Genomic DNA, 26,997 nt, shown 5'->3' on the forward strand with positions numbered 1-26,997 from the left:
TTTGTCAAGTCGCTGCTGTAAAAAATTGGGATTTTCTGCTATTTTAAACTAAAAGTGGTAAAATAATAGCATGTATTTAAAACCAAGATCAGCTTATGTGCATATTCCGTTTTGCACACAGATTTGTTACTATTGTGATTTTTCAAAAGTTTTTATCCAAAATCAGCCTGTTGATGCTTATCTAGAAGCTTTGATTAAAGAATTTAACGCTTATTATCAAATTAAGGATTTGCGAACCCTTTATATCGGCGGCGGTACACCGACAGCCATTTCAGCAGAGCAGCTGGATTATTTGCTGAACCATTTGTCCAAAAATCTTAATTTAGACATGCTGGAAGAATTTACCATTGAGGCTAACCCTGGTGATCTGACTCCGGATAAGATAGCAGTTTTGGAGCAATCAGCGGTCAACCGTGTGTCTTTGGGGGTGCAGACTTTTAATGATAAACATCTCAAACAAATTGGCCGAGGGCACAATGAGGCGCAGATTTATGACAGCATTGACAGTCTGAAAAAGGCAGGCTTTGACAATATTTCGATTGATCTGATCTATGCCCTGCCCAATCAAACCATGGCCGATGTCAGAGAAAATGTTGCTAAGGCTCTGGCCTTGGATATTCCCCATCTCAGTCTTTACAGTTTGATTTTGGAACACCATACTGTTTTTATGAATAAAATGCGCCGCGGCAGGCTGAACTTGCCGACAGAAGATTTAGAAGCCGAAATGTTTGAGTACATTATTAAAGAACTTGAAAATAACGGCTTTGACCATTATGAAATTTCCAATTTTACCAAGCCCGGCTTTGAAAGCCGCCACAATCTCATGTACTGGGACAATGTCGAATATTTTGGCTGCGGTGCCGGTGCTTCAGGTTATATCAATGGTGTCCGCTATCGGAATCGCGGACCCATTCAGCATTATTTAAAGGCCATCAAGGAAAACGGACATGCCAGATTGCAGGAGGAAAGACTGAGTCAGTCCGAAAAAATGGAAGAAGAACTTTTTCTGGGCCTGCGCAAGAAATCAGGTGTTTCTGTCAAGCGCTTTGAAGAAAAATTTGCTCGGTCGCTTGAGGAAGTTTACGGTCCGGCTCTTCGTGATTTAGAAGCAAACGGCTTGATTACAGCAGATAAAGACAGGATCAGGATGACTGAAAAAGGCCTCTTTTTAGGGGATACGGTCGCTGAAAAATTTATTTTGGAGTAAAATCATGGGAAAAAAATACAAAACACGTTATCAAATACCTTTTTATGAATGCGATGTCAACCATCATGTTAAGCTCCCGCATATCTTATCGGTTGCTTTGCAGATTGCAAGCAGCCAGTCTGTAGAGTTAGGCATCGGCGATGAGCGGCTGCTTGAAGACTATAATCTGGTCTGGGTTGTTTCCGAGCACGAAATAACCATTAAACGGCTGCCTCAGTTTGGAGAAACCGTGGAAATTGAAACCGAACCGATTTCTTACAACCGCTATTTTTGCTACCGAAAATTCAGACTTTTCGATGCTCAGGGTGAAAAGATTATAGACATTCTTTCCACCTTTGTTCTCATGGACTATGATACGCGCAAGGTTCATGATGTTCCGGAGGAACTTATTGCGCCTTACGGATCAGAAAAAATTCGAAAAATTCTGCGGGGTCCTAGGTACAGACCGCTGGAAAATGCTGACAGTACTCTTTATCATGTGCGCTATTTTGACCTTGATATCAATGGGCATGTCAACAACAGCCGCTATTTGGAATGGATGTATGATGTGCTTGACTTCGAATTTTTAAAACACCATATTCCTAAAAAAATCAATCTTAAATATGTTAAAGAAGTCCAATACGGTCATGATATCAATTCACGCCTGGAACAAGAAGGACTCCTGACCAAGCATGAGATTGCGTCAAACGGCAGCATCAACGCCCAGGCTATCACAGAGTGGGACAGTATACAATAACAGCTGTTTAAAAACCCTGTATGGCTAAGGGCAGGAAAACTCCACAGTGGCAGCTACAAAAGAAAATCAAAAAGAGAGAGGGCAAAAAACGAATGGCGTATAAGGGTTATCTGATTGACCTGGATGGTACGATTTATAAGGGCAAAGACAGAATCCCTGCAGGGGAAGACTTTGTGAAAGAGCTGCAAAAGAGGCAGATCCCTTATATCCTAGTAACCAATAACACAACTCGAACTCCTGAAATGGTGCAGGAGATGCTGGCGACTTCTTTTAATATTCAGACGCCGCTAAAAACCATTTATACAGCAACACTGGCTACTATTGATTACATGAATGATATGAAACGCGGCAAAACAGCCTATGTTATCGGGGAGACCGGCCTGAAGACAGCAGTGGCTGAGGCTGGCTATGCCCATGACAGTAGCAATCCAGCCTATGTGGTTGTGGGCTTGGATACAGAGCTGACTTACGAAAAGCTGACAGTGGCTACCTTAGCCATTCAAAAGGGAGCAGTCTTTATCGGCACTAACCCTGATCTTAACATTCCTACTGAAAGGGGTCTCCTGCCGGGAGCAGGTGCTATCTTATCGCTCCTAGAAAAAGCAACACGGGTTAAACCCATTATTATCGGTAAACCTGAGGCTGTTATTATGAATAAAGCCTTGGATCATCTGGGTGTCAAGCGCCACGAGGCACTCATGGTCGGTGACAACTACCTGACGGACATCACGGCCGGCATCAAAAATGATATTGCTACCCTTTTAGTGACAACAGGCTTTACCAAAGCAGAAGAGGTGCCCGGTCTGCCAATTCAGCCGGATTATGTCTTATCGAGTCTTGCGGAGTGGGATTTCGATGAAAAATAGGCTGCATTTCGGACTGACAATCCTTTTCTTACTGTCTTTTTCCATTTTAGCAACTATTTATTTCGTCTGGCTTTTTTATCCTTTGGAGATTTCCTGGCTGAACTTAGAGAAAACGGTTTATATGAAAAGCAGTCAGATTCACTATAATTTCAACCGTCTCATGCTTTATCTGACAAATCCTTTTAACTGGCAGCTGTCTATGCCGGATTTTCCCTCTTCTAAAGACGGCCTCCACCACTTTAAACAGGTCAAGCTGCTCTTTCATCTGGCTCAGCTGACTGCTCTTATAAGTTTGCCGAGTTTTTTGATGTTTATGAAAAATAGTATTCAAAAGGGCTATGGTCTTTTGTACAGGCGGGCGCTTAGAATTTGTGCCCTCATCCCTGCAGTGCTTACTTTAGCGGCAGGACTTGTCGGTTTTAACACTTTTTTTACGCTTTTCCATCAGGTTTTATTTGCCGGAGACAGCACCTGGCTTTTTAACCCCTACACTGATCCTGTGATTTATATCTTGCCTGAGTCTTTCTTCCTGCACTGCTTTCTGCTTTTTTTCCTTATCTATGAAATTGTTTTTTGCAGTCTTTTATGGGAAATTCGGCGGCAAAGGCACAGCAAAATGAGCTCTAGCGAGTCCTAAGGACTTGCTTTTTTTGATACCTGAGTGATTTTTAGATGTATTTAGCGTGGGACAGACGTTTTTTAACGTTTTTCGTTGCAGTTTCCGGCCTAAAACCTTACAATGATTAGTATAACTATTTAATGAGGAGCTGTGCATGTTAGAGCTAAAACATATTACTAAAATCTATGATACAGCGGGGATCAAGCGGACAGCCTTAGATGATGTCAGTATCAATTTTCGGGCCAATGAGTTTGTCTCTGTTTTGGGGCAGTCCGGATCTGGGAAAACGACCCTGCTGAATATTATAGGCGGTTTAGATCAATATACAGCCGGTGATTTGCTGATTAACGGTAAGTCAACCAAAGATTTTAAAGATAGGGACTGGGACCGGTATCGCAACAATACGATTGGCTTTGTCTTTCAGTCCTATAATCTGATTTCACATCAGACAGCACTTGCTAATGTTGAGTTGGCACTGACCCTGTCAGGTGTTTCCAAGTCAGAGCGCCGCAGCCGCGCTTTAGAAGCTTTGAAACGTGTCGGCTTAGAAGATCATATCCAGAAAAAGCCCAGTCAGATGTCGGGCGGCCAGGTACAGCGGGTTGCTATTGCGCGTGCTTTAGTTAACAATCCGGATATTTTATTGGCTGACGAACCGACCGGGGCCTTGGATTCGGAAACTTCCTTGCAGATCATGGATTTGCTTAAAGAAATTGCTCAGGAACGTCTGGTTATCATGGTAACTCACAATCCGAATTTGGCTGAGCAGTATTCTAACCGCATTGTTCGGGTTTTGGACGGCCGGATTATTGATGACAGCAATCCTTATCACGATAAGGACCTCGATCAGTCAGCAGTTGATTTTAAGAAAACCAAGATGTCTTTTATGACAGCTCTGTCACTGTCCTTTAATAATTTGCTGACCAAAAAAGGACGGACTTTTCTGACCGCTTTTGCAGGTTCTATTGGTATCATTGGAATTGCCCTGATTTTATCTCTTTCAAACGGTGCACAAAAATACATCGCAAAAACTCAGGAAGATACCTTAGTTGCTTATCCCTTATCGATTGAAAAATCTTCCAATGAAAACGTTATGGGCTTGCTTGCAGCCGGCAATGAAGAAAGCAGCAGTGACAAGAAGAAATCAGACAAGAAGACTATTAAAAGTGATAATATCCTGAAAAATATGATTTCAACTCAGGTTGTGGATAATGATCTAGCTTCCTTTAAATCTTATATTGAAAAGCATTCCCGCAAATTCCGCAAGGTCACTAAGGACATCCAGTATTCTTATAAGCTGTCACCAAGAATTTATCAAGCTGATACTTCTAAAGGTGTCAGACCGGTTAATCCCAGCAATCTGAGCAAGGAAGTGAAAAATGCCGGCAGCAACATTCAGGTTTTGCTGTCCAATCTTAATGTTTGGCAGGAACTGTCGTCAAATGCCAAAATGCTGTCTTCTCAATATCAAGTTGTTAACGGTCATCTGCCTGAAAAATATAATGAAGTTGTTCTCATAGCAGACGAAGATGACAAAATCGATGATTATGTCCTCTACAGTCTGGGAATTAAGGACGTCGGCGAATTAAACAACCGCAAAGATCTGAAAAATACCAAAGAAAGCAGCTATAAGTACTCCGATTTAGTCGGTAAAAGCTATAAGCTGGTTGTCAATTCAGATGTCTATCAAAAAGAAGGAAGAATCTGGGTTGATCGCTCTGATAATGATGCTTATATGAAAAAGGTAGTACAGGCAGCTGAACCGATTAAAATTGTGGGTATTGTCAAACCCCAAGAAGGCACTGCTTCAGGCAGTTCAAATGCCGGAGTTGGTTACAGCCAGAAATTGACTGCTTATATTTCTAAAAAAGTTAATGCCAGCAGTATTGCCAAAGAGCAGCTGGCTAATAAGAAGCGCAATATCTTTACCGGTCAGGATTTTTCCAGTTCCGGCAAGCCCTTCTCATCTGATAATTTAAGCGCAGAACAGGGGGCTGCTTTAGCTTCGATGTCAGCAGAAGAGATGGCAGATTATGTCAATCGCTATAATGAAAATGCGACTGCTACCTACGATGACAATTTAGAAAAAATCGGCATTATAGACACCGCTAATCCTGAAACCATCAACTTTTATGCGGATTCTTTTGAAAATAAAGAAGCCCTTAAAGATTTGATCAGTGATTATAATAAGCAGGTCAAAAAAGATAAGCAAAAATCAAAAGTCATCCATTACACGGATACCATTGGCCTGATGATGTCATCCGTTACTACAATGATCAATGCCATTACCTATATTTTGGTTGGTTTTGTAGCTATTTCACTGGTTGTGTCATCTATCATGATTGGTATTATTACCTATATTTCAGTTCTCGAACGGACCAAAGAAATTGGTATTCTGCGTGCGATGGGAGCTTCTAAAAAAGATGTCATGCGCATTTTTACCGCAGAAACCGTCATTGAAGGAGCCATTGCCGGTATTCTTGGGATTCTGATCACCCTCCTTCTCAATATTCCGATCAATATGATTGTCAAAAATCTGCTGGATATCAGCAGTATCTCTTCTCTGCCTGTCTGGTCAGCAGTAGTGCTGATTGCCATTTCGATTTTGCTGACCGTTTTTGCAGGCATTCTGCCATCTCGGGTTGCCGCCAAAAAAGATCCGGTAGAAGCACTGCGGACAGAATAAAAACAAACAAGCGAAACATCAGATTAACATCTTTTGTTTCGTTTTTTATTCCTCAAATCAAATTCTGGGAGCTGGCCAAATTTTTGTGTATAATAAAACAATCATGATGCAAAGGAGAAAAAAATGAAACTGCTGGGAATTGTTGATACGAGCACCTCTTTTTCCTATAATCATTTATTGATGGCTTTTATTCAAGAGCGATTTGGACTGGCAGTTGATTTTGAAACGATTCAACTGGAGATGCTTCCCCTTTTTAATCAAGATGAAAGCTTTGATCAATATCCTATCTTAGAAGAATTAGAGAGCAGCATTTCAGCTGCAGACGGCCTTATTTTAGCCGTAGAAGAATACAATCACAGCCTGACGCCTAATCTCAAATCTCTGTTAGAATGGTTTTCCCGCCAGCAAAGCCCCTTTGAAAATAAACCGATTATGCTTGTTGGAATCTCCCTTGACGGGCATATCCCGCAAAAGGCTCAAGAAGATCTAAAACGAGTTCTCGCAGCTCCCGGCTTAAAAGCATGGGTCATGGCTGATAAGCCTTTCTTTCTGAAAAACGCCTCAGCCGCTTTTGACGAAAACGGTCAAATCAATGACCCTGATCTCATTGCCCGCCTGGCCGGCAGCTTACAGCACTTTATCCGTTTTATCAATCTGACTGGCAGTTTAAAAGAAAAGTAGGCATACCCTTTTAAAGTTTACCCAATATATCTAATTGAAAAAATACAGAAATATTTCTGTATTTTTTCGTTTATATTGTTAAAATATTTCATAGATAGTGGTATAATAGAAGCGCTTACATAAAATAAAAGGGAGTTCTTTATGACAAACGGAAAAATTTTAGATTTAAATATTGGGATTATAAAATAAAAAAGCACCGAATCGGTGCGCACTTTTTCAAGTTGTGTACGGACTGGATTAAAAATCACGGCCTTATTTTAACTTGCTGTGTTGTTTCGAATAATTCCAACACATTTATTTTACAATTTTTAATACTATTTTGCAAGAGATTTTTGAAGGAGAATTTGATGAAAAAGCCTTACTCTATTGGACTTGATATTGGTACCAACTCTGTCGGCTGGGCTGTCATAACAGATGACTACAAAGTTCCTGCCAAGAAGATGAAAGTTCTGGGAAATACAGACAAAAATTACATTAAGAAAAATTTATTGGGAGCTTTATTGTTTGATAGTGGAAATACTGCGGAAGATAGACGCTTGAAACGTACAGCACGCCGTCGTTATACACGTCGGCGAAATCGTTTGCTGTATTTGCAAGATATTTTTTCAGATGAAATGAATAAGGTTGATGAGAGTTTTTTCCATCGTTTAGAAGATTCTTTTCTTGTTGCTGAAGATAAGCGAGGAGACCACCATCCTATTTTTGGAAATGTTGTGGATGAAGTGAAATATCATGAACAGTTTCCTACCATTTATCATTTACGAAAATATCTTGCAGATACTCCAGAAAAAGCTGATTTACGTTTGGTTTATTTGGCTTTGGCACATATGATTAAGTTTAGAGGTCATTTTTTAATTGATGATCCGAAATTGGATGTAAAAAATACTGATAGTCAGGAATTGTTCAGTCAGTTTTTAACGGCTTATGATGTGACACAGGAAGATAGTCATCTGGCAGATGTAAAGCTCAATATCTCTGATATTATTACTGAAAAAATGAGTAAGTCTCGTAAAGTAGAAGCTTTATTATCTCATTTCCCAAGTCAAAAGAAAAATTCATTTTTTGGAAACCTTGTGTCACTTGTTTTTGGATTACTCCCTAATTTTAAGACGAATTTTAATTTAGCTGAAGATGCTAAGCTACAGTTATCTAAGGATTCTTATGATGAAGATTTGGAGAATTTATTAGGACAAATTGGTGATGAATATACAGATGTCTTTGTAGCTGCTCGAAAGCTGTACGACAGCATTTTGTTATCAGGAATCTTGACGGTTAATGATTTGAGTACAAAAGCGATCTTATCTGCTTCTATGGTTAGACGTTATGAAGAGCATAATAAGGATTTAGCTAAACTAAAAGCCTTTGTCAAAGCGAATTTTACACATGATGTATTTAAAGAAGTCTTTTCTGATGCAAGTAAGAATGGCTATGCGGGTTATATTGAAGGTAAAACCAGCCAGGAAGACTTTTATAAATACGTGAAAAATCTAATTGGTAAAGTAGATGGCAGTGCAGACTTTATTGAAAAAATCGATCGTGAGGATTTTCTAAGAAAGCAACGTACCTTTGATAATGGTTCAATTCCTCATCAGGTGCATTTAGCTGAGATGAAGGCTATCTTAAGACGTCAAGGTGAATACTATCCGTTCCTAAAAGAACATGCTGAAAAAATTCAACAAATTTTGACCTTTAGAATCCCTTACTATGTCGGTCCTTTGGATCGTCATGGTCATAGTGATTTTGCTTGGGCAAGCTTTAATTCGGAAGAAAAAGTGACACCTTGGAATTTTGAAGAGATTATTGATAAAAACAAATCAGCTCAGGCTTTTATTGAACGTATGACTAATCAAGATTTGTATTTGCCAAACGAGAAAGTGCTACCAAAGCATAGTCCCTTGTACGAAAAATATACCGTCTATAATGAATTGACTAAAATTAAATATGTTACTGAAACAGGTACAGCTAAATTCTTTGATGCGAATTTGAAACAAGAAATTTTTGATGGTCTTTTCAAGAAAGAACGAAAAGTTACTAAGAGAAAACTGTTAACGTTCTTAGAGAAGAATTTTCATGAGTTTAGAATTGTTGACATCCAAGGCTTGGATAAGGAAACTGAAACATTTAATGCCTCTTATGGTATCTATCAGGATCTATTAAAGATTATTAAAGATAAGGCGTTTATGGACGATTCTGAAAACGCTGATATTCTTGAAGATATTGTTCTTACATTAACACTCTTCGAAGACCGAGAAATGATTAAACAACGATTGGCAAAATATGCGGACTTGTTTGATAAAAAAGTGATTGATAATTTTGCACGCCGTCGCTACACGGGCTGGGGGCGTTTGTCAGCGAAATTACTCAACGGAATTCGAGACAAACTATCACGTAAGACAATCATGGATTATTTAGTTGATGATGGTCGTTCAAATCGTAATTTGATGCAGCTAATTACGGATGATAACTTAACGTTTAAAGATGAGATTGCGAAGGCTCAGTATAGTGATAATAGCGATGATTTGCATCAAGTTGTTCAAGATTTAGCAGGCAGTCCTGCTATTAAAAAAGGCATTTTACAAAGTGTTAAGATTGTTGATGAACTGGTGAAAGTCATGGGATACGAACCAGAACAAATTGTTGTTGAAATGGCACGTGAAAATCAAACGACGGCCAAGGGGCGTCGCAATTCACAACAACGTTATAAACGACTTGAGGAGGCAATAAAAAATCTTGACCGCGATTTAAATTATAAAATTTTAAAAGAACATCCAACAGATAACCAAGCTTTGCAGAATGATCGTCTTTTCCTGTATTATCTCCAAAATGGCCGAGATATGTATACTGGTGAGTCATTAGATATTAATCGTTTAAGTGACTATGATATTGACCATATTATTCCGCAGGCCTTTATTAAGGATAATTCGATTGATAATCGTGTTCTAGTGTCGTCAGCTAAAAATTGTGGGAAGTCAGATGATGTACCAAGTGAAGATGTTGTCAATAGGATGAGACCGTTTTGGAATAAATTGTTGAACTGTGGGCTGATTTCTCAACGGAAATATAGTAATTTAACCAAAAAAGAATTAACACCAAATGATAAGGCTGGCTTTATCAAGCGTCAATTAGTTGAAACACGTCAAATTACTAAACATGTAGCACGTATTCTTGATGAACATTTTAATAAAGAATTTGATGAAGATAAGAAACGGATTCGTAAGGTCAAAGTAGTCACTCTAAAATCCAATCTGGTATCTAACTTCCGTAAGGAGTTTGAACTCTATAAAGTGCGTGAAATTAATGATTACCATCATGCGCATGATGCTTATCTTAATGCAGTTGTGGCTAAGGCTCTCCTAATGAAATATCCTAAACTGGAACCGGAATTTGTGTATGGCGAGTATCCAAAATATAATAGCTACCGAGAACGTAAAACGGCAACTCAAAGGATGTTTTTCTATTCTAATATCATGAATATGTTCAAATCCAAAGTCAAACTAGCAGATGAGCGAATTATTGAACGTCCGATGATTGAAGTGAATGATGAAACAGGAGAAATTGCTTGGGATAAAACAAAGCATATCGCTACTGTCAAAAAAGTTCTCTCCTATCCACAAATCAATATTGTGAAGAAAGTAGAAGAGCAGACAGGTGGATTAACAAATGAAACGATATATCCGCGTGGTAGTTTTGATAAATTATTGAATCGGAAAAATACTTTAGAAGCTAGTAAGTATGGAGGATTTGGCAGTCCAACAGTAGCTTATTGCGTTTTAGTAGTTGCAGATAGTAAAAACGAGAATGGCAAGGTAAAGAAATTAAAATTAGGTTCTGAATTGCTTGGTATTACAATTCTTGAAAAAAATGATTTTGAAAATAATTCCTTAGATTTTTTAAGTAGAAAAGGATATCAAGGAGTTCAAGAGAAAAAGATAATCAAGTTACCTAAATATAGCCTATTTGAGTTCCAAGACGGTAGTAGGAGAATGCTATCAAGTGTTATGGCTAATGATAACAAACGTGGAGATCTGCAAAAAGCAAATGAAATGATTTTGCCAGCTTATCTTGTGAAATTGCTTTATCATGCTAAACATATAAATAGCGTTGGAGAGCCAGCTCATAAAAACTATATAAACGAGCATTGCTCTGAGTTTCAAGATTTATTGAATTATATTAGGCAGTTTGCGGATAAGTTTGTTGATGTAGATAAAAATTTAAGTAAAATAAGATCTCTTTCTAAATCTATGGCAGAGTATTCCGTGAGTGAAATCTGTAGTTCTTTCGTTAATTTATTAACATTAACAGCATTGGGTGCACCAGCAGACTTTAAGTTTTTTGGGACAACAATACCGAGGAAGCGATATGGGTCACCTCAGTCCATTCTCTCTGCCACCCTCATCCACCAATCTATCACTGGCCTTTACGAAACGCGGATTGATCTTAGTAAATTAGGGGGAGACTGATGGCAGGATGGAGAACAGTGGTTGTTAATACGCATTCTAAGTTGTCTTACAAAAACAATCACTTGATTTTTAAAGATGCTTATCAGACAGAGATGATTCATCTGTCTGAAATTGACATCTTATTACTTGAGACAACGGATATTGTTTTATCAACCATGTTAATGAAGCGCTTGGTTGATGAGAATATTTTAGTTATTTTTTGTGATGATAAACGTCTGCCAACAGCTATGCTCATGCCTTATTATGCGCGTCACGATTCCAGCTTGCAGCTGAGTCATCAGATTTCTTGGACAGAAGAAGTGAAATGCGATGTTTGGACGACTATTATTGCACAAAAGATTTTGAACCAATCTTGTTATTTGGGGGAATGTTCCTATTTTGAAAAATCTCAGTCCATTATGGAGTTATATCATAGCTTAGAGCCTTTTGACCCTAGCAATAGAGAAGGGCATTCTGCACGGATTTATTTTAATACCTTATTTGGGAATGATTTTTCTAGGGAACAAGATAATGATATCAATGCAGGTCTTGACTATGGTTATACTCTGCTTTTGAGCATGTTTGCGCGTGAAGTAGTTGTGTCTGGCTGTATGACACAGTTTGGTCTCAAGCATGCCAACCAGTTTAATCAGTTTAACTTTGCCAGTGATATTATGGAACCTTTCCGTCCTATCGTTGACCGTATTGTTTATGAAAATCGAAACAGCACTTTTGTCAAAATAAAACGTGAGCTGTTCAGTATGTTTTCGGATACTTATCTTTACAATAATAAAGAGATGTATCTGACGAATATTGTCAGCGATTATACTAAAAAGGTGATTAAGGCGCTGAATAATGATGGGAAAGGAGTTCCTGAGTTTAGGATATGAGTTACCGATATATGCGAATGATTTTAATGTTTGATATGCCAACAGATACTGCTGAGGAGCGCAAAGCTTATCGTAAATTTCGGAAATTTTTACTGAGCGAAGGGTTTATCATGCATCAGTTTTCCGTTTACAGCAAGCTGCTTTTGAATAACTCTGCCAATACAGCAATGATTGCTCGTTTGAAAGAAAATAACCCTAAAAAGGGCAGCATCACTTTGCTGAAAGTGACTGAAAAGCAGTTTGCCCGCATGATTTATCTCAACGGTGAGCGCAATACCAGTATTTCTAATTCAGATTCACGTCTGGTATTTCTGGGGGAGGACTTCTTGGATGAAGCTTAATTTTTCAATATTAGATGAACCGATTGAACTTGAGGAAACAACTATTTTAGTCATAGAAGATGTGCAGGTTTTTGCTCAAATCGTAAAAAATCTGTATCAATATGACGAAGACAGTGAGCTCAAATTATTTGATGAAAAATTGAAGGGTTTAAAAGTATCCGAGCTGATGCTTGTGACAGATATTCTAGGCTATGATGTCAATGCACCGTCACTCTTGAAGCTGGTTCACGCTGACTTAGAAAATCAGTTTAATGACAAGCCGGAAGTGAAGTCTATGATTGATAAGCTGGCTAACACTATTACAGAGCTGATTGCTTATGAATGCTTAGAAAATGAATTAGATTTGGAGTATGATGAAATTACTATTTTAGAATTGATCAAGGCTTTAGGTGTTAAAATTGAAACGAAAAGTGACACTATTTTTGAAAAAATGTTTGAAATCCTTCAAGTTTATAAATATTTAAGTAAAAAGAAAATTCTGGTTTTTATCAATTCTTTGTCGTATTTTCAGAAGGAAGAAATAGCTCAAATTCTGGAATATATTCACTTGTCTAATATGAATGTTCTATTTCTTGAACCGCACAAAATTGATGGTTTTACGCAGTATGTTTTAGATGAAGACTATTTTTTAATGATAGAAAGCAATAACTAAATACGAATAATAAGACAGTTCCTAAATGGGGAACTGTCTTTTATTATTACTTGACAAATACGTATAATGCGTATAATATAGAAATGAGGTTAGTAGTTTGCCCTTAACTGGAAAAGAATTAGCTAAGCTGGCTGTAAAGAATGGATGGAAAGAGGTTAGAGTACGAGGGAGTCATCATCAGTTCAAGAAAGATGGCATACCTTATATTGTGACGATTCCGATTCATGGGAATCAATCAGTTAAAGTTGGGCTTGAAAAGAAAATCTTAAAAGATTTAGGTTTGCGATGATAGAGGGAGAGTAGCTATGCTGAAAACATATCCGGCAATGTTTCATAAGGAAGAAGAAGGATATTGGGTTGAATTTCCTGAATTTGGCGGCGGTACGCAGGGAGAAGACTTGGAAGAAGCTATGCAGAATGCTCGTCAAATGTTAGAAAGTGTACTGGCATCTTATCTGGATGAGGGAATGAAATTGCCTAAGCCGAGTGATATAAGAAAAATATCTGTTGAGGATGGTTTTGTTAGCCTGATTCAGGCTGATCCCAGTCCCTACCTTAGAAATAATAAAGCCATTCGGAAAAATGTCACAGTTCCTGAGTGGCTGGTGCGATTGGCAGATCGTGATCAAGTGAATTATTCTGAGGTATTAACCAGGGCTTTAGAGAAGAAATTACAATTATGAAACAAGAATAAAAGTGCTGGAAAGCTTGATTTCTAGCGCTTTTTTGAGTATAATATAAGTAATTAAAACATTAAAAAAGGAATCATTTTGAAGCTGAAATCTGGCTGAGATGAATGGCGCGATTACGAAATTTCGAGACGAAAATTGGTCCACGGGGTTTTAGAGCTGTGTTGTTTCGAATGGTTCCAAAACAACGTAGAGTAATAGTCAATCAAGACCAAAGTTTTAGAGCTGTGTTGTTTCGAATGGTTCCAAAACTCATCATCTGAATTTTGAGTTACTTCTTCTGTTTTAGAGCTGTGTTGTTTCGAATGGTTCCAAAACCGATATTCAAATCACAAACCTTAACTATATGTTTTAGAGCTGTGTTGTTTCGAATGGTTCCAAAACTAAAGACACCTCCGACACTACCATCTGAATGTTTTAGAGCTGTGTTGTTTCGAATGGTTCCAAAACAGCAGACACTAGATAATCTCCTAATTCTTTGTTTTAGAGCTGTGTTGTTTCGAATGGTTCCAAAACCTTCTTTCCATGACTTGATAGAGCGGTCAAGTTTTAGAGCTGTGTTGTTTCGAATGGTTCCAAAACTGACTATAGCTCATGGATTGAACAACTTAAGTTTTAGAGCTGTGTTGTTTCGAATGGTTCCAAAACAAACGATATTCCGAACGATGACCAAAATATGTTTTAGAGCTGTGTTGTTTCGAATGGTTCCAAAACGGAGATCGGCAATGATTGAAAACAAAAGTAGGTTTTAGAGCTGTGTTGTTTCGAATGGTTCCAAAACTATGGGAACGGCTATTAAAACTGCTTTGAGGTTTTAGAGCTGTGTTGTTTCGAATGGTTCCAAAACAAGTCAAGAGATTATTCAGGGGGTAAACATGTTTTAGAGCTGTGTTGTTTCGAATGGTTCCAAAACAATTACTCAAAAGACTATTGAAATCAGCGTGTTTTAGAGCTGTGTTGTTTCGAATGGTTCCAAAACACAGAAGAGGATATCCCGTTTTAAAGAAAGGTTTTAGAGCTGTGTTGTTTCGAATGGTTCCAAAACAAACGATATTCCGAACGATGACCAAAATATGTTTTAGAGCTGTGTTGTTTCGAATGGTTCCAAAACGGAGATCGGCAATGATTGAAAACAAAAGTAGGTTTTAGAGCTGTGTTGTTTCGAATGGTTCCAAAACTATGGGAACGGCTATTAAAACTGCTTTGAGGTTTTAGAGCTGTGTTGTTTCGAATGGTTCCAAAACTGAGTAGAGCCAATAAACAACCCTAGGATTGTTTTAGAGCTGTGTTGTTTCGAATGGTTCCAAAACCCGCAAAAGCGTTTGGTTTTACCGGGAAAGGTTTTAGAGCTGTGTTGTTTCGAATGGTTCCAAAACTCGATGTCTTTACTCAAATATCAAGCAAAGGTTTTAGAGCTGTGTTGTTTCGAATGGTTCCAAAACCGGAGTCGTGACCGCTTCTGCACAAAAAGGGTTTTAGAGCTGTGTTGTTTCGAATGGTTCCAAAACTTTTTCCGACAGATAATCAATCATCCAGTCGTTTTAGAGCTGTGTTGTTTCGAATGGTTCCAAAACAGGTCAAGAGATTATTTAGGGGGTAACCATGTTTTAGAGCTGTGTTGTTTCGAATGGTTCCAAAACTTTAAAACAGGTAACATCGGTTCTGAATTTGTTTTAGAGCTGTGTTGTTTCGAATGGTTCCAAAACGATGAACAAATAGACATCATCTTTGACCGAGTTTTAGAGCTGTGTTGTTTCGAATGGTTCCAAAACGTGAACGTGTGCTTTATACACAGCACCACCGTTTTAGAGCTGTGTTGTTTCGAATGGTTCCAAAACCCATTATTTTAGGTTTCTTTTTTCTTTTTTGTTTTAGAGCTGTGTTGTTTCGAATGGTTCCAAAACACCTAGTGAAGATTAAAACGAAAGTTGTGGGTTTTAGAGCTGTGTTGTTTCGAATGGTTCCAAAACTCAGTATCTTCCTCAAATTAGAACAGCAATGTTTTAGAGCTGTGTTGTTTCGAATGGTTCCAAAACCGAAAAAGAGACAATTAAGGAAGCAATTCTAGTTTTAGAGCTGTGTTGTTTCGAATGGTTCCAAAACGCCACTACTACTACCACTATCTTTATAGAAGTTTTAGAGCTGTGTTGTTTCGAATGGTTCCAAAACTTTAAATCAGTTGCATTGATGATAGCTGTTGGTTTTAGAGCTGTGTTGTTTCGAATGGTTCCAAAACTGTCGTGGCTGACAATGTCGACAGACGTCTGTTTTAGAGCTGTGTTGTTTCGAATGGTTCCAAAACAATGCGATTTTCCAAACGGGTGTGAGAATTGTTTTAGAGCTGTGTTGTTTCGAATGGTTCCAAAACTTTGACTGCTTTCTTAGGTTTAGACTTTCTGTTTTAGAGCTGTGTTGTTTCGAATGGTTCCAATGCCATAAGGAATACATTCATAATGGTTTATGTGATTTTGTGAAACCATATTTCAAGGGAAAAAAGAAAATCTGCGGATTTTCTTTTTTTATCATCAAAAAACTGCAGCGCTGTGCTGCAGTTTTGGCTGTTAGGCACAAGGTTTATCAGGTGATAACGGTGCCGATAATTTCAATGTCATCATCTTCCTGCAAAATGAGATCGTCATAATGAGGATTGAGCGAAATCAGCCTGATTTCACGGTCTTTTTTGTAGAGTTTTTTGAGATAGGCTTCATTGTTAACGATGGCAACAATAAACTGGCCGTGGTAGATCTCCTGTGTTTTCTTGACAAAGATGACTTACCCGTTGTAAAAGAGAGGTTCCATACTGTTGCCGTTTACTCTGAGAGCGATATCGTGTTTGGGGATAGGCGCCGGATAGTTAATGGTTTCTTGTTTTTCATGACCGACCCAAATGCCGGTTCCGGCTGAGACTTCCCCGTAAAGTACAATAGACTCGTAACTGTGCCCCAAGGCCTGATAGAGGTCCTTGGCTTTTTTAATACTGTCTAAACGAACAGTATCCTGATGCTTTATTTCATCCGCAATAAATTTATCAACAATTTCCTGGTATTCAGCGCCGCCCGTATCTTTTGAAATTTGCCTGTCGACCAAGTGCTTTTGAGCAGGCAGTTCTGTGGTTTGCCTTTGTTTCGTCAGCTGCTGTTGGCTGAAATCAAGGACTTTTTGCTGTCTTTTTGCATCCAGCTGCCGAGCGGTGTAGGTAATTTTTTCGAGGACAGAAGAGCCGGATCTTTTTGAAAATCTAGGGTCAATATCAGATTTCTGCAATCCAAAATAATCAGCAATCTTTTGAATATTTCCGGCCTTTGGCAGCGTTCGCCCTTTGACGTATTCGTTGAGGCTGCTTTTGGGAATATTGAGAACAGATGCTAATTGAGATTGCTTCATGCCGCTTTCTGCCAGCAGGCGCTGAATATTGGAGGAGATCACTTTCATGTCTTCTAAATCTTGTGGCGTTAATTTTCCGCGTCCCATACTTCACCTTCTTTAGAAAAATACTATTTACATAATACCGCTTTCAATCGCAAAAGTAAATAAAAAAAGAGTAAAGGCTTGACTTTCGTTTTAAAACGAATTATAATGTTTCTATTAAAAATAGTTTTCATTGGGGCCAAGTTTTGACGATATAAAATCTTCACCTCAACATTATTTTAAAATTTCAAAATCTTCGTTTACGTCAAAACGACTGGCTGGTTTCCCTTTTTCTAAGTCGGTCCCCTTCTGAAAGTAAAGAGCGCTGCTATAACGCTGCTATTTTTGACCATGCTCCTAAAAACGGGCTGTGTGGGAATGTTGGTGAGATGAAAGGGGATGTGACAGTGGAGAAGTTGGCATTGCGAGCTCTCAGAGTGAACTATAGTTTAAGTCCTAAAGAGGTGGCTGATTGTCTGGGCATTCAACAAGAAACTCTGCTGAAATATGAAGATGATAGCTCTGATATCCCCATTCATCTGGCTAACGCTTTAGCTGATTACTACGATGTTAATCTGGATTCTGTTTTTTTAGGTCCTATATCCGATTTAAAACAGAAATTCAAAGAGAGTAAACTTGGAAAAGAGCCTAAAAACGGTAATTAGGCTCTTTTGTTCGTTAAATTTAAGGATTCTCTCATTTTTATAAGATAAGCATCAGCAGACCTTTCAGAAAATCTTAATTTATAGTCGAAATGGTTGAAATTACAGCATATCCTGTTATAATGGAGTTGTATTTTATATTTAGAATTAATACGATAAAGGAAGGCTTTTTATGAAATCGAAAACTGCTAGGATTACTTTATTAAGCGGTCTTGCTTTAGCCGCATTTGGAACTACAAATGTATTGGCAGAAGATGCAGCCGCCGGTCAAACACCTAGTACGCCTGCAAATACCAATGTCAGCAGCAACACTGCTGAGACAGTTCCTGCGGCTTCCAGCCAGCAGACACAGTCCCCGTCAGTGACGGTTACAAATACAGAAACAGCAGACAATACGACGGTAACAACATCTGAAGTTGCTTCTCAAGAGTTAGAGGATGCAAAAGCAGCAGCGCAAAATGCCAATCTGAATCTTACAGAAACTTCTCCTGTGGAGCAGCCTTCTGTGGCAGCGGCAGATGCCGATAACAAGGCTCAGGCACAAAAAATTAATCAGGCAGTGGCTGATTATGATGCGGCCAAAACTCAGTATGCCCAGAATCAAAATCAGTACCAACAGGATTTAGCGGCTTATAATACCCAAAAGGCTGAATATGATGCTAAAAAGACGGCCTATGATGAATACCAGCAGCAGGTTTCTTCCGGTCAAGATGCCGGCAGAGTTGAGAAGGCTCAGGGACTCATTTTTGAAAACGAGCCACATGCTACCATAACTATTCATGGAGTTAACCATTATTTGAATAAAACAGCCAGAGCGGCTCATCAAACAGATGATATTCTGGAACAGTTTAATACGGATAAGTATGTGGATACCGACTTTACTTTAACCAATCCTTACGATCCCAACGAGGATACTTGGTTTAAGATGGCTGTTGGTGATACGATTGCGGTCACTTATGAAAATATTGTCAATTCAAGTTATAATAAGCAAAAAATCAGCAAGATTGTTATCACTTATAGGCTGAACAGCTCCACAAATAACGATGGAACTGCTATTGTTGAGTTGTTCCATGATCCGACCAAGACAATTTTTATCGGTGCACAGACATCTAATGCCGGCAGAGATGGTAAGATTAGTGTGACGATGCATATTACCTTCTTTGATGAAAATGGCAATGCTATTGACTTGCTTGATAACAGATCTATTATGAGTTTGTCATCGCTTAACCACTGGACGGCAGATTACGGCGATCATGTTGAGAAAGTTGAGTTAGGAAATAATGAGTTCATTCAAATTCCGGGGTCATCTATAAGCTTACATGGCAATGAAATCTACTCGATTAATGATAATCAGTATAAGAAAAACGGTGCCACTTTTGACGGTGACGGCGATGATGGCTGGGATGCGGTCAATGCAGACGGTGACCCTCGTTCTGCCACAGCTTACTACGGTGCCGGTGCCATGACTTATAAGGGTGAACCGTTCACCTTTACTGTCGGGGGCAATGATCAGGGAATACCGACAGCTATTTGGTTTGCGACTAACTCCACAGTGGCTGTTCCTGAAAATCCGGGTGAGGAACCTAAGAAGCCCAACGAACCAAAACTGGAAAAACCGAAAGTAACTTGGCATAAAAACTTTATTGTGGAAACACAAAGCATTCCGCCGGAAGATCCGGAATCACCAACACCGGAACCGCCAATGCCGCCGACGCCTCAAACACCGCAGCCGCCAACTCCGCCAAGGGCAGAAAAAAACAGCGTTATGGCAGCTGTTAAATCAAATGATTTTAGACTGGCTCGAAAAGACGAGACCCGTGTCAGAGAGCGTGAATATCAGCCAACTCTCCCTCAAACCGGAGATGACCGCCATAATAGCCTGAGTGCTATTGGTCTGGTTTCAGCGGCTTTCGCCGCAGCTACCTTGTTGGCTGCTAAAAAGCGCGAAGAGCAATAGACATGATAGAAAAAACTGAGGGATATCTATTCCTCAGTTTTTTGTTTTTAGGACAGACATGTGTGTTGTGCAAATCGTTTGTTTGTTTACAGGTACGGTGTACGGCCATTTTGGGGTGGCTGATGGTGAGCGGCTAGCTAAACAGCAAAACTAGAGAGTATTCACCTGAGGTTAGCAGAAAAAAATATAGATTTCTTCTCTCTTACTCTGCTTTGAAAAAACAGCAGACCGTTAAAGGCTATCAGCTTTCCGGATGCTTGCGTCTTCCATTTAATAATCTATGGTAAGAGCCCCTCTTTTTTGTTATAATAGAGCTACTGATTAATTTTGACAAGGACAGCAAATGGATACTGAAAAACTTAAAAAACGTCAGGAGAAAATTAGAAATTTCTCGATTATCGCCCATATTGACCATGGGAAATCCACGCTGGCGGATCGTATTTTAGAAAAGACAGAAACAGTCTCCAGCCGTGAGATGCAGGCCCAGCTCTTGGACAGCATGGATCTGGAGCGTGAGCGCGGTATTACCATAAAATTAAACGCTATTGAGCTGAATTACACGGCTAAAGACGGCGAGACTTATATTTTTCACCTAATTGACACACCGGGGCATGTGGATTTTACCTATGAAGTCTCTCGCTCCTTAGCTGCCTGTGAGGGAGCGATTTTGGTGGTTGATGCTGCGCAGGGGATTGAAGCGCAGACTCTGGCTAATGTTTACTTGGCGCTGGATAATGATTTGGAAATTTTGCCGGTCATCAATAAGATTGATCTGCCGGCTGCGGATCCAGAACGTGTGCGGACTGAGATTGAAGATGTAATCGGCCTTGATGCCAGCGAAGCTGTTTTAGCCTCTGCCAAGGCGGGAATTGGCATTGAAGATATTCTTGAGCAGATTGTGGAAAAAGTTCCGGCTCCTACAGGTGATGTTGAAGCACCGCTTAAAGCACTGATCTTTGACTCTGTTTACGATGCATATCGCGGGGTTATTCTGCAGATCCGTGTCATGGACGGCATGGTTAAACCTGGGGATAAGATCAAGCTGATGAGTAACGGCAAAACGTTTGATGTCACAGAGGTAGGTATCTTTACGCCTAAGGCTATAGGACGTGACTTTCTTGCAACCGGCGATGTTGGCTATGTGGCAGCTTCTATCAAAACGGTGGCAGATACACGTGTCGGCGATACCGTCACACTGGCTGACCGTCCGGCGGAGGAACCGCTCCATGGCTACAAACAGATGAATCCTATGGTTTTTGCAGGGATTTATCCGATTGACTCCAGTAAATACAATGATCTGCGGGAAGCCTTGGAAAAACTGCAGCTCAACGATGCCAGTTTGCAGTTTGAACCGGAAACCTCTCAGGCTTTGGGATTTGGTTTTCGTTGCGGTTTCTTGGGATTGCTGCACATGGACGTCATCCAAGAGCGTTTGGAACGTGAGTTTAACATTGATCTCATCATGACAGCGCCATCGGTTGTTTACCATGTCAATACGACTGACGGTGATATGCTGGAAGTATCCAACCCGTCTGAATTTCCGGATCCGACTATGGTTGATACGATTGAAGAACCTTATGTCAAAGCACAAATCATGGTGCCGCAGGAATATGTCGGCAGCGTCATGGAATTGGCACAGCGTAAGCGCGGTGATTTTGTGACCATGGATTACATTGACAATAACCGTGTCAATGTTATTTATCAGATTCCTTTGGCTGAAATTGTTTTTGATTTCTTCGATAAATTAAAATCCTCAACACGCGGTTATGCCAGCTTCGACTATGAAATTTCTGAATATCGGAAATCACAGTTGGTTAAAATGGACATTCTGCTTAACGGAGACAAGGTTGATGCGCTCAGCTTTATTGTGCACAAGGAATTTGCCTATGAACGCGGTAAATTAATTGTTGAGAAGCTGAAGAAAATTATTCCGCGGCAGCAATTCGAGGTGCCTGTTCAGGCAGCTATTGGTCAAAAAATTGTGGCTCGTTCAGACATCAAAGCTCTGCGCAAGAATGTTCTTGCCAAATGTTACGGCGGGGATGTTTCCAGAAAACGCAAACTGCTTGAAAAACAAAAGGCCGGCAAGAAACGGATGAAATCTATCGGCTCGGTTGAAGTACCGCAAGAAGCCTTCTTAAGTGTGCTTTCAATGGATGATGATGATAAGTAAGACTGAGAAATCAGCTCCAAGCTAGGCCGGTGTCTCTTGAAGACCGTTTACTGGCAGGAGGATGATTTGACGGCAAAAAGGAAAGGAAGCAGCAGTATGGCCATTAGACTAGCCCAATCAAAGGATATTCCGGCTATTGAAAAGCTCTTGCATCAGATATTTCAAGTTCATTATCAGGTGCGGCCGGATCTTTTTAAAGAAACTAAGGCAGGAAGTAAATATTCTGAAAAAGAACTGGAAGAACTCTTACAAGACGCATCCAGACCGATTTTTGTCTATACCGATGATGAGGAGCGCATTTTGGCTCACATGTTTCTAGTGCTGAAAGAAAGTAAGGATTCTCCTGTTTCCAAGCCCATGAAGACACTTTTTATTGATGATTTGTGTGTGTCTGAAGAAGCCAGAGGGCATAAGATTGGCCAGGAACTGTATGAATTTGCTTTACAATACGCTAAAGACAAGGGGTGTTATAATTTAACGCTCAATGTTTGGAATGATAATAAAGGAGCCTTGGCTTTTTATGAGCGTCAGGGATTAAAACCTAGGGAAACCAAAATGGAAAAAATCCTTTAAAAAACCCTAAAAAGTCTGTTTTTTTAAAGGAAATTTGTGTAAAATAAAGGCAAGAGTAATATTGAATGGGAGGGCTGATTATGCCAAGACGTCGTGCTAGCCGCAGAAAATTCAGAAGAAAAACGGTACTTAGTATCTTATTGCTGGGTCTGCTTCTTATTATCATAGGTCTGGCTGTCTATTTTATTTCTGCCAATCTTAAAGATTCGGACAAAGCTGCAGACAGCAAAACACAGACACATGTGGTCAATCCGAAGAAAGATCCGGAAGAAAAAGAGGAAACAACAACGTCTTCGCAAGCACCGGCGCCAAGCCTTGATCTAGCAGCCATTGCAGCAGGGGACTACAGTTCTGCAGCGGGCACTTGGACCAACGAAGCAGGTGACAGCCTGAAATTAAATGCAGCAGGTCTTGAAAGTGCCACTATTCAAAAGGCAACAGATTTTACACTGACTCCCGGTCAGGCTACAAACGATGCTATTTATCAGGCAACCTTGACTTCTGCTGACGGAACAGTCGTTTATAACCTCTTGTTTGTTAAGGGCGGAACAACGATTCCTGCTGACTTCTTTACAGAAGGTCACAGTGATACATCAGATACCTCCCGCGACCGTCTTTACGTCAGTGCAGAAACCCTCTTTGGAAGTGATGACTTCAGCAAGAATGTTCTTTATAAATCTGATAGCGAATAACGAAAAAGCAGAGCGACAGCTGTCTATATCTGACAGTTTTGCCGCTCCGCTTTTTTAATTTGAGGAAATGTTCATTGCCCTTTGATGCTTAACTGCTTTGTTTCCGGAACCGATAAAACATTTGAGAAACATCAGCATATAGCTGAACAAAAGATAAATAAGGGCAATGCCGAGGGCATTGATCAGGACGCTTTTGAAGCCATACTTGGTCACATTGATAAAAAAATAGGGGAAAGGGCTGTCTGCAGAACCAGGTACCTCCCATTTTACGATAAGCCCGTTAAAGAGCGCTGCCGCAAAATACACTAAAGGAAAAGCCGTCCAAGTCAGCGGGTCAAACCAGTGATAGACTTTTGGCCGATCCATAATCAAGGTATCAGCAATCATTCCCAAAGGAAGAATGTAGTGGACCAGAAAATTCCGCAGTGTGTAGTAATCATAGGCGCTCACCTTAGGAGCTAAGATAAAATGATAAACCATAAAAGTCATGACAATAATCATGGTGATGCCGCCTTTGAGGCGCAGCAGCCGATAATCAAGAGGTTTATGAGGCTCCAGCATTTCTTTGATAATGAGATAAATAAGAAAGCTAAAAACGAAAACATTGGAGAGAGTTGTATAGTATAAAAGCATGCCCCAGCCGGACTGCATGATTTGGATAGAAACGCCAATAATACCGGACAGGGCAATAAGCATTCTAAAAACAAGTGTTTTTGACATGGACTGACCTTTCTAATGTGCTGTGTGTAAAACCTTTCTTATCATATCATATTTTCATTGACCTGTAAGCAAAAACTTTGTAGAATGAAAGTAAACAAATCAATCTTAAAGTAGGGAAACTGTGGCTAATTTTATTGATTATGTGAAAACAAATGCCGAGCGGTCCTTTGAGGATTTGCCTTTAAATGAAGTGGATATTGCCTGTTTAAATGAGCTGGGCTATCTGCCTTTGGGAGAGTGGCTGCAGCAGCCGTATTTAACCAGAGACAGCCTATGCCTTAAAGATTATCTGGATGAAGAAATGCTGGCCCGTTTTAAGCGCGACTTTTTAGTGACCAAAGAGCGTCTGCTGCTGCTTGAGAGTGTCCTTTCCAGCCGGCGTTTTGCAGATTTGTCTCTTAGTTACTATGTCAATGAAGTCAGCCAAGAATTTGAGCGTCAGTTCGCAGCCATGGTCTTAAGTCTGCCCAAGCATACGCAGCTGATTTTCCGGGGAACTGATGACAGCTTGATTGGCTGGCAGGAAGATTTTCGGATGACCTATATGCGTGAAATTCCTGCTCAGCGGATGGCCAGCCGTTATCTTTCTGATTTTTTAAAGGACTTTGAGGGGTCAATAGTGGTTTCCGGTCATTCTAAAGGCGGCAATCTGGCTGTTTATGCGGCCAGTCATTTGCTCAGTTCCTATCAAGAAAAGATTTCAGCTGTTTACATGCTAGATGCTCCCGGACTTCACCAAAGTGTGCTGTCTTCTTTTGGCTATGGCAATATTCAGTCAAAAATCCTGGCAATCCGTCCCAAGGAATCTATTGTTGGCGTTATGCTTACTGCCGGCGTTGATGTTAAAATTGTAGACAGTCTTTCTTTTGGCATCAATCAGCATAATGTGGCTAACTGGCAGGTTGATTTGCTGCTGGGGCGGTTCATCGAAGTCAGCCAAGGAACAGACTTCAGCCTTGCCTTGGAGAAAACCTTTAAAACTTGGAATGAGGAATTATCCAGTCAGGAGCTGAAAATCTTTTTTGACACTTTCTTTAATCTCTTTATAGATAACGGCATTGACAGTCTCAATGATTTTTCAGGCTGGAATCCGGATATTCCGCAGAAATTAGGGCATGTCATGACGGATTATTTTCAAGATCTTGATGATGACAAACGCCGCCTCATGCGCAAGTCGCTGGCCGCTTTGGTCAGCCATTTTGCAGAACATTCTTTAGAGAATACCAAAGAAAGCGTCAGCAGCCAATGGCCGGATTTCCTAAAGCGTTTCCAATTACCGCTGAAATAAATGTATGATGATAGATTTCTGCCAGCACCTCAGGTTTCATGACGTAAATTATGACTATTTCATCAGGGAAATATATTTTCCTTGATTTTTTTCTTGCCTTGAAGTTCACTCCAAGGTGTATAATGATAGGTGTTAACGAGCGCATCTGTGCATAGCGGCACAGATACTCAGCTATGTTTAGAGAAAGAAGGATTATATATGAAAGTAGCAACTTTTATTGAGCCGGGGAAAATGACTGTTACTGAGGCACCCAAGCCTGAACTGCAAAAAGATACGGATGCCATTATTAAAATTGTACGTGCCTGTGTGTGCGGGTCTGATTTGTGGTGGTTCCGCGGTATTTCCCAGCGTGAAAAGGGCTCGTTTGCCGGCCACGAGGCTATCGGAATTGTCCAAGAGGTTGGTGCTGCTGTGACAGACATAAAGGCTGGGGACTTCGTTGTTGTTCCCTTCACACACGGCTGCGGGCACTGTGCGGCGTGCCGGGCCGGCTTTGACGGCAACTGTACCAACAAAGAACAGGGCGGCAATGCAGGCTATCAGGGAGAGTATTTGCGCTATACCAATGCCAACTGGGCTCTGGTCAAAATTCCGGGTCAGCCTTCCGACTATTCTGATGAGCAGCTGAATTCTTTTTTAACGCTTGCAGATGTGATGGCCACAGGCTATCATGCGGCTAAGACAGCAGAAGTGAAAGCAGGCGATACAGTTGTTGTTATGGGAGACGGCGCTGTCGGTCTTTGCGGAGTTATCGGTGCTAAGCTGTTGGGTGCCGGCCGTATTATTGCCATGAGCCGCCATGCCGATCGTCAGGCTCTGGCTGAGGAATTTGGTGCGACAGACATTGTGGCAGAGCGCGGCGATGAAGGTGTGGCAAGGGTTCTTGAGTTGACCGAAGGCAATGGAGCTGACGCTGTTCTTGAATGCGTCGGAACAGATCAGTCTGTTGATACAGCCACAAAAATCTGCCGTCCGGGTGCCATTATCGGCCGTGTCGGTGTACCGCACAATTCGGAGATTGCTACCAATGACTTGTTTTGGAAGAATATCGGGCTGCGCGGCGGTATAGCATCTGTGACAACCTATGATAAGGAAATTCTTTTGGATGCTGTTTTAAATGGTGATATCCACCCCGGCCGCGTCTTTACCAAGCGTTTCCGGCTGGATGATATCCAAGCAGCCTATGAAGCGATGGATAAGCGTGAGGCTGTCAAATCTTTGATTGTTGTCAGTGAAAGCTAGCTCTTAAGCTCTGCTATGTTTTAAAAAATCAAGGAGAGACAATGAATATAAAAAAAGTCAGTGAACTGACAGGCGTGTCTGCAGATACCATTCGCTATTACGAGCGGATCGGTCTGATTCCGCCTGTACCGCGCCAGAAGTCAGGTGTCCGGGATTTTACAGAACATGAAATCGGTATTTTGGAGTTTGTCCGCTGCTTTCGTAAGGCCGGTATGAGTGTGGAGTCGCTTATTGAGTATATTGCCTTATTGGAAAAAGGGGAAGGTACCGAAGAGGCTCGCTTGGCTTTGCTTGTAGAGCAGCGTGAAGAAATGGATGCTCGGATTTATGAACTCAATCAGGCTCGTGAGCGTCTGAATTATAAAATCGAAAACTATGAAAATAAAATTCAAAAGCGAGAGCACGAATTGTTCGATGAAAGTGAAGAAAACTGATGGAATATACTAGCTTATCAAATGGCGTGCAAATGCCAATTC

The 26,997-nt window shown here is 40.3% G+C and carries 21 protein-coding genes, 1 pseudogene and 1 CRISPR repeat array; of the genes and pseudogenes, 20 read left to right on the top strand and 2 right to left on the bottom strand.

Features of this window, described 5'->3' with window-relative positions; all coding sequences use genetic code 11:
* The first annotated feature begins 70 nt into the window (after positions 1–70).
* From hemW to AC4HAF_RS06280, 12 genes are all read left to right on the top strand, one after another.
* Positions 71–1,207 (top strand): radical SAM family heme chaperone HemW, encoded by a 1,137-nt coding sequence (hemW, locus tag AC4HAF_RS06225; protein WP_491097091.1) that lies wholly within the window; start codon positions 71–73, stop codon positions 1,205–1,207.
* Between the two features lie 4 nt (positions 1,208–1,211).
* Positions 1,212–1,943 carry an acyl-ACP thioesterase domain-containing protein gene (locus tag AC4HAF_RS06230; RefSeq protein WP_491097092.1) on the top strand — a complete coding sequence of 244 codons (732 nt, stop codon included), beginning with the start codon at positions 1,212–1,214 and terminating at the stop codon, positions 1,941–1,943.
* 92 nt (positions 1,944–2,035) lie between these two features.
* Positions 2,036–2,809, top strand: coding sequence for a TIGR01457 family HAD-type hydrolase (locus AC4HAF_RS06235; protein WP_491097093.1), 774 nt, complete (start codon positions 2,036–2,038; stop codon positions 2,807–2,809).
* Entirely contained in the window at positions 2,799–3,446 is a 648-nt protein-coding gene (locus AC4HAF_RS06240; protein WP_491097094.1) for a TIGR01906 family membrane protein, read from the top strand. The genes AC4HAF_RS06235 and AC4HAF_RS06240 overlap by 11 nt, the downstream gene beginning before the upstream one ends.
* 136 nt (positions 3,447–3,582) lie before the next feature.
* Complete coding sequence (locus tag AC4HAF_RS06245; protein WP_491097095.1) at positions 3,583–6,114, top strand: ABC transporter ATP-binding protein/permease; 2,532 nt, start codon at positions 3,583–3,585, stop codon at positions 6,112–6,114.
* Between the two features lie 123 nt (positions 6,115–6,237).
* Positions 6,238–6,795, top strand: a complete 558-nt coding sequence (locus tag AC4HAF_RS06250) for an NADPH-dependent FMN reductase (RefSeq protein WP_491091268.1) — start codon at positions 6,238–6,240, stop codon at positions 6,793–6,795.
* A 347-nt stretch (positions 6,796–7,142) separates the two neighbouring features.
* Positions 7,143–11,255 carry a type II CRISPR RNA-guided endonuclease Cas9 gene (gene cas9, locus AC4HAF_RS06255; RefSeq protein ID WP_491097096.1) on the top strand — a complete coding sequence of 1,371 codons (4,113 nt, stop codon included), beginning with the start codon at positions 7,143–7,145 and terminating at the stop codon, positions 11,253–11,255.
* Entirely contained in the window at positions 11,255–12,124 is an 870-nt protein-coding gene (gene cas1 / locus AC4HAF_RS06260; RefSeq protein ID WP_491097097.1) for a type II CRISPR-associated endonuclease Cas1, read from the top strand. Before cas9 ends, cas1 begins: the two co-directional genes overlap by 1 nt.
* Positions 12,121–12,465 (top strand): CRISPR-associated endonuclease Cas2, encoded by a 345-nt coding sequence (gene cas2 / locus AC4HAF_RS06265; protein ID WP_491097098.1) that lies wholly within the window; start codon positions 12,121–12,123, stop codon positions 12,463–12,465. The genes cas1 and cas2 overlap by 4 nt, the downstream gene beginning before the upstream one ends.
* Positions 12,455–13,117, top strand: a complete 663-nt coding sequence (gene csn2 / locus AC4HAF_RS06270) for a type II-A CRISPR-associated protein Csn2 (RefSeq protein WP_491097099.1) — start codon at positions 12,455–12,457, stop codon at positions 13,115–13,117. Before cas2 ends, csn2 begins: the two co-directional genes overlap by 11 nt.
* A 97-nt stretch (positions 13,118–13,214) precedes the next feature.
* Positions 13,215–13,406 (top strand): type II toxin-antitoxin system HicA family toxin, encoded by a 192-nt coding sequence (locus AC4HAF_RS06275; RefSeq protein WP_491091263.1) that lies wholly within the window; start codon positions 13,215–13,217, stop codon positions 13,404–13,406.
* Positions 13,407–13,422: 16 nt separating this feature from the next.
* The gene (locus AC4HAF_RS06280; protein ID WP_491091262.1) at positions 13,423–13,800 is read left to right on the top strand and encodes a type II toxin-antitoxin system HicB family antitoxin; all 378 of its coding nucleotides are present in this window, start codon (positions 13,423–13,425) and stop codon (positions 13,798–13,800) included.
* A gap of 156 nt (positions 13,801–13,956) precedes the next feature.
* A CRISPR array of direct repeats spans positions 13,957–16,240; the repeat unit is 36 nt; unit sequence GTTTTAGAGCTGTGTTGTTTCGAATGGTTCCAAAAC.
* A 143-nt stretch (positions 16,241–16,383) separates the two neighbouring features.
* Here the strand turns inward: AC4HAF_RS06280 and AC4HAF_RS06285 are convergent.
* Positions 16,384–17,277: pseudogene (locus AC4HAF_RS06285) on the bottom strand (XRE family transcriptional regulator).
* 326 nt (positions 17,278–17,603) lie between these two features.
* On the opposite strand from AC4HAF_RS06285, the gene AC4HAF_RS06290 reads away from it, so the two are divergent.
* From AC4HAF_RS06290 to AC4HAF_RS06310, 5 genes are all read left to right on the top strand, one after another.
* Complete coding sequence (locus AC4HAF_RS06290) at positions 17,604–17,879, top strand: helix-turn-helix transcriptional regulator (protein ID WP_491091260.1); 276 nt, start codon at positions 17,604–17,606, stop codon at positions 17,877–17,879.
* A gap of 169 nt (positions 17,880–18,048) precedes the next feature.
* The gene (locus tag AC4HAF_RS06295; RefSeq protein ID WP_491097100.1) at positions 18,049–19,833 is read left to right on the top strand and encodes a GbpC/Spa domain-containing protein; all 1,785 of its coding nucleotides are present in this window, start codon (positions 18,049–18,051) and stop codon (positions 19,831–19,833) included.
* A 343-nt stretch (positions 19,834–20,176) separates the two neighbouring features.
* Positions 20,177–22,006, top strand: a complete 1,830-nt coding sequence (lepA, locus tag AC4HAF_RS06300; protein WP_491097101.1) for a translation elongation factor 4 — start codon at positions 20,177–20,179, stop codon at positions 22,004–22,006.
* A gap of 96 nt (positions 22,007–22,102) precedes the next feature.
* Positions 22,103–22,579, top strand: coding sequence for a GNAT family N-acetyltransferase (locus tag AC4HAF_RS06305; RefSeq protein ID WP_491097102.1), 477 nt, complete (start codon positions 22,103–22,105; stop codon positions 22,577–22,579).
* An 80-nt stretch (positions 22,580–22,659) separates the two neighbouring features.
* Positions 22,660–23,271, top strand: coding sequence for a DUF6287 domain-containing protein (locus AC4HAF_RS06310; protein WP_491097103.1), 612 nt, complete (start codon positions 22,660–22,662; stop codon positions 23,269–23,271).
* 54 nt (positions 23,272–23,325) lie between these two features.
* Here AC4HAF_RS06310 and AC4HAF_RS06315 read toward each other — a convergent pair whose 3' ends face one another.
* Positions 23,326–23,991 (bottom strand): Pr6Pr family membrane protein, encoded by a 666-nt coding sequence (locus tag AC4HAF_RS06315; RefSeq protein WP_491097104.1) that lies wholly within the window; start codon positions 23,989–23,991, stop codon positions 23,326–23,328.
* 121 nt (positions 23,992–24,112) lie between these two features.
* Here AC4HAF_RS06315 and AC4HAF_RS06320 point away from each other — a divergent pair, with 121 nt between their 5' ends.
* The 3 genes from AC4HAF_RS06320 (at position 24,113) to nmlR (ending at position 26,955) form a co-directional block, all read left to right on the top strand.
* Positions 24,113–25,279, top strand: coding sequence for an Mbeg1-like protein (locus tag AC4HAF_RS06320; protein WP_491097105.1), 1,167 nt, complete (start codon positions 24,113–24,115; stop codon positions 25,277–25,279).
* 198 nt (positions 25,280–25,477) lie between these two features.
* Positions 25,478–26,521, top strand: coding sequence for a zinc-dependent alcohol dehydrogenase family protein (locus AC4HAF_RS06325; protein WP_491097106.1), 1,044 nt, complete (start codon positions 25,478–25,480; stop codon positions 26,519–26,521).
* Between the two features lie 41 nt (positions 26,522–26,562).
* Positions 26,563–26,955, top strand: coding sequence for a stress response transcriptional regulator NmlR (gene nmlR / locus AC4HAF_RS06330; RefSeq protein ID WP_491097107.1), 393 nt, complete (start codon positions 26,563–26,565; stop codon positions 26,953–26,955).
* Positions 26,956–26,997: the final 42 nt, after the last annotated feature.

This window comes from Streptococcus sp. ELY_90 (assembly GCF_058314475.1).

Coding starts and splice junctions, on each gene's coding strand:
- hemW (WP_491097091.1), top strand. CDS start 71: ATGTATTTAAAACCAAGATCAGCTTATGTGCATATTCCGTTTTGCACA.
- AC4HAF_RS06230 (WP_491097092.1), top strand. CDS start 1,212: ATGGGAAAAAAATACAAAACACGTTATCAAATACCTTTTTATGAATGC.
- AC4HAF_RS06235 (WP_491097093.1), top strand. CDS start 2,036: ATGGCGTATAAGGGTTATCTGATTGACCTGGATGGTACGATTTATAAG.
- AC4HAF_RS06240 (WP_491097094.1), top strand. CDS start 2,799: ATGAAAAATAGGCTGCATTTCGGACTGACAATCCTTTTCTTACTGTCT.
- AC4HAF_RS06245 (WP_491097095.1), top strand. CDS start 3,583: ATGTTAGAGCTAAAACATATTACTAAAATCTATGATACAGCGGGGATC.
- AC4HAF_RS06250 (WP_491091268.1), top strand. CDS start 6,238: ATGAAACTGCTGGGAATTGTTGATACGAGCACCTCTTTTTCCTATAAT.
- cas9 (WP_491097096.1), top strand. CDS start 7,143: ATGAAAAAGCCTTACTCTATTGGACTTGATATTGGTACCAACTCTGTC.
- cas1 (WP_491097097.1), top strand. CDS start 11,255: ATGGCAGGATGGAGAACAGTGGTTGTTAATACGCATTCTAAGTTGTCT.
- cas2 (WP_491097098.1), top strand. CDS start 12,121: ATGAGTTACCGATATATGCGAATGATTTTAATGTTTGATATGCCAACA.
- csn2 (WP_491097099.1), top strand. CDS start 12,455: ATGAAGCTTAATTTTTCAATATTAGATGAACCGATTGAACTTGAGGAA.
- AC4HAF_RS06280 (WP_491091262.1), top strand. CDS start 13,423: ATGCTGAAAACATATCCGGCAATGTTTCATAAGGAAGAAGAAGGATAT.
- AC4HAF_RS06290 (WP_491091260.1), top strand. CDS start 17,604: ATGAAAGGGGATGTGACAGTGGAGAAGTTGGCATTGCGAGCTCTCAGA.
- AC4HAF_RS06295 (WP_491097100.1), top strand. CDS start 18,049: ATGAAATCGAAAACTGCTAGGATTACTTTATTAAGCGGTCTTGCTTTA.
- lepA (WP_491097101.1), top strand. CDS start 20,177: ATGGATACTGAAAAACTTAAAAAACGTCAGGAGAAAATTAGAAATTTC.
- AC4HAF_RS06305 (WP_491097102.1), top strand. CDS start 22,103: ATGGCCATTAGACTAGCCCAATCAAAGGATATTCCGGCTATTGAAAAG.
- AC4HAF_RS06310 (WP_491097103.1), top strand. CDS start 22,660: ATGCCAAGACGTCGTGCTAGCCGCAGAAAATTCAGAAGAAAAACGGTA.
- AC4HAF_RS06315 (WP_491097104.1), bottom strand. CDS start 23,991: ATGTCAAAAACACTTGTTTTTAGAATGCTTATTGCCCTGTCCGGTATT.
- AC4HAF_RS06325 (WP_491097106.1), top strand. CDS start 25,478: ATGAAAGTAGCAACTTTTATTGAGCCGGGGAAAATGACTGTTACTGAG.
- nmlR (WP_491097107.1), top strand. CDS start 26,563: ATGAATATAAAAAAAGTCAGTGAACTGACAGGCGTGTCTGCAGATACC.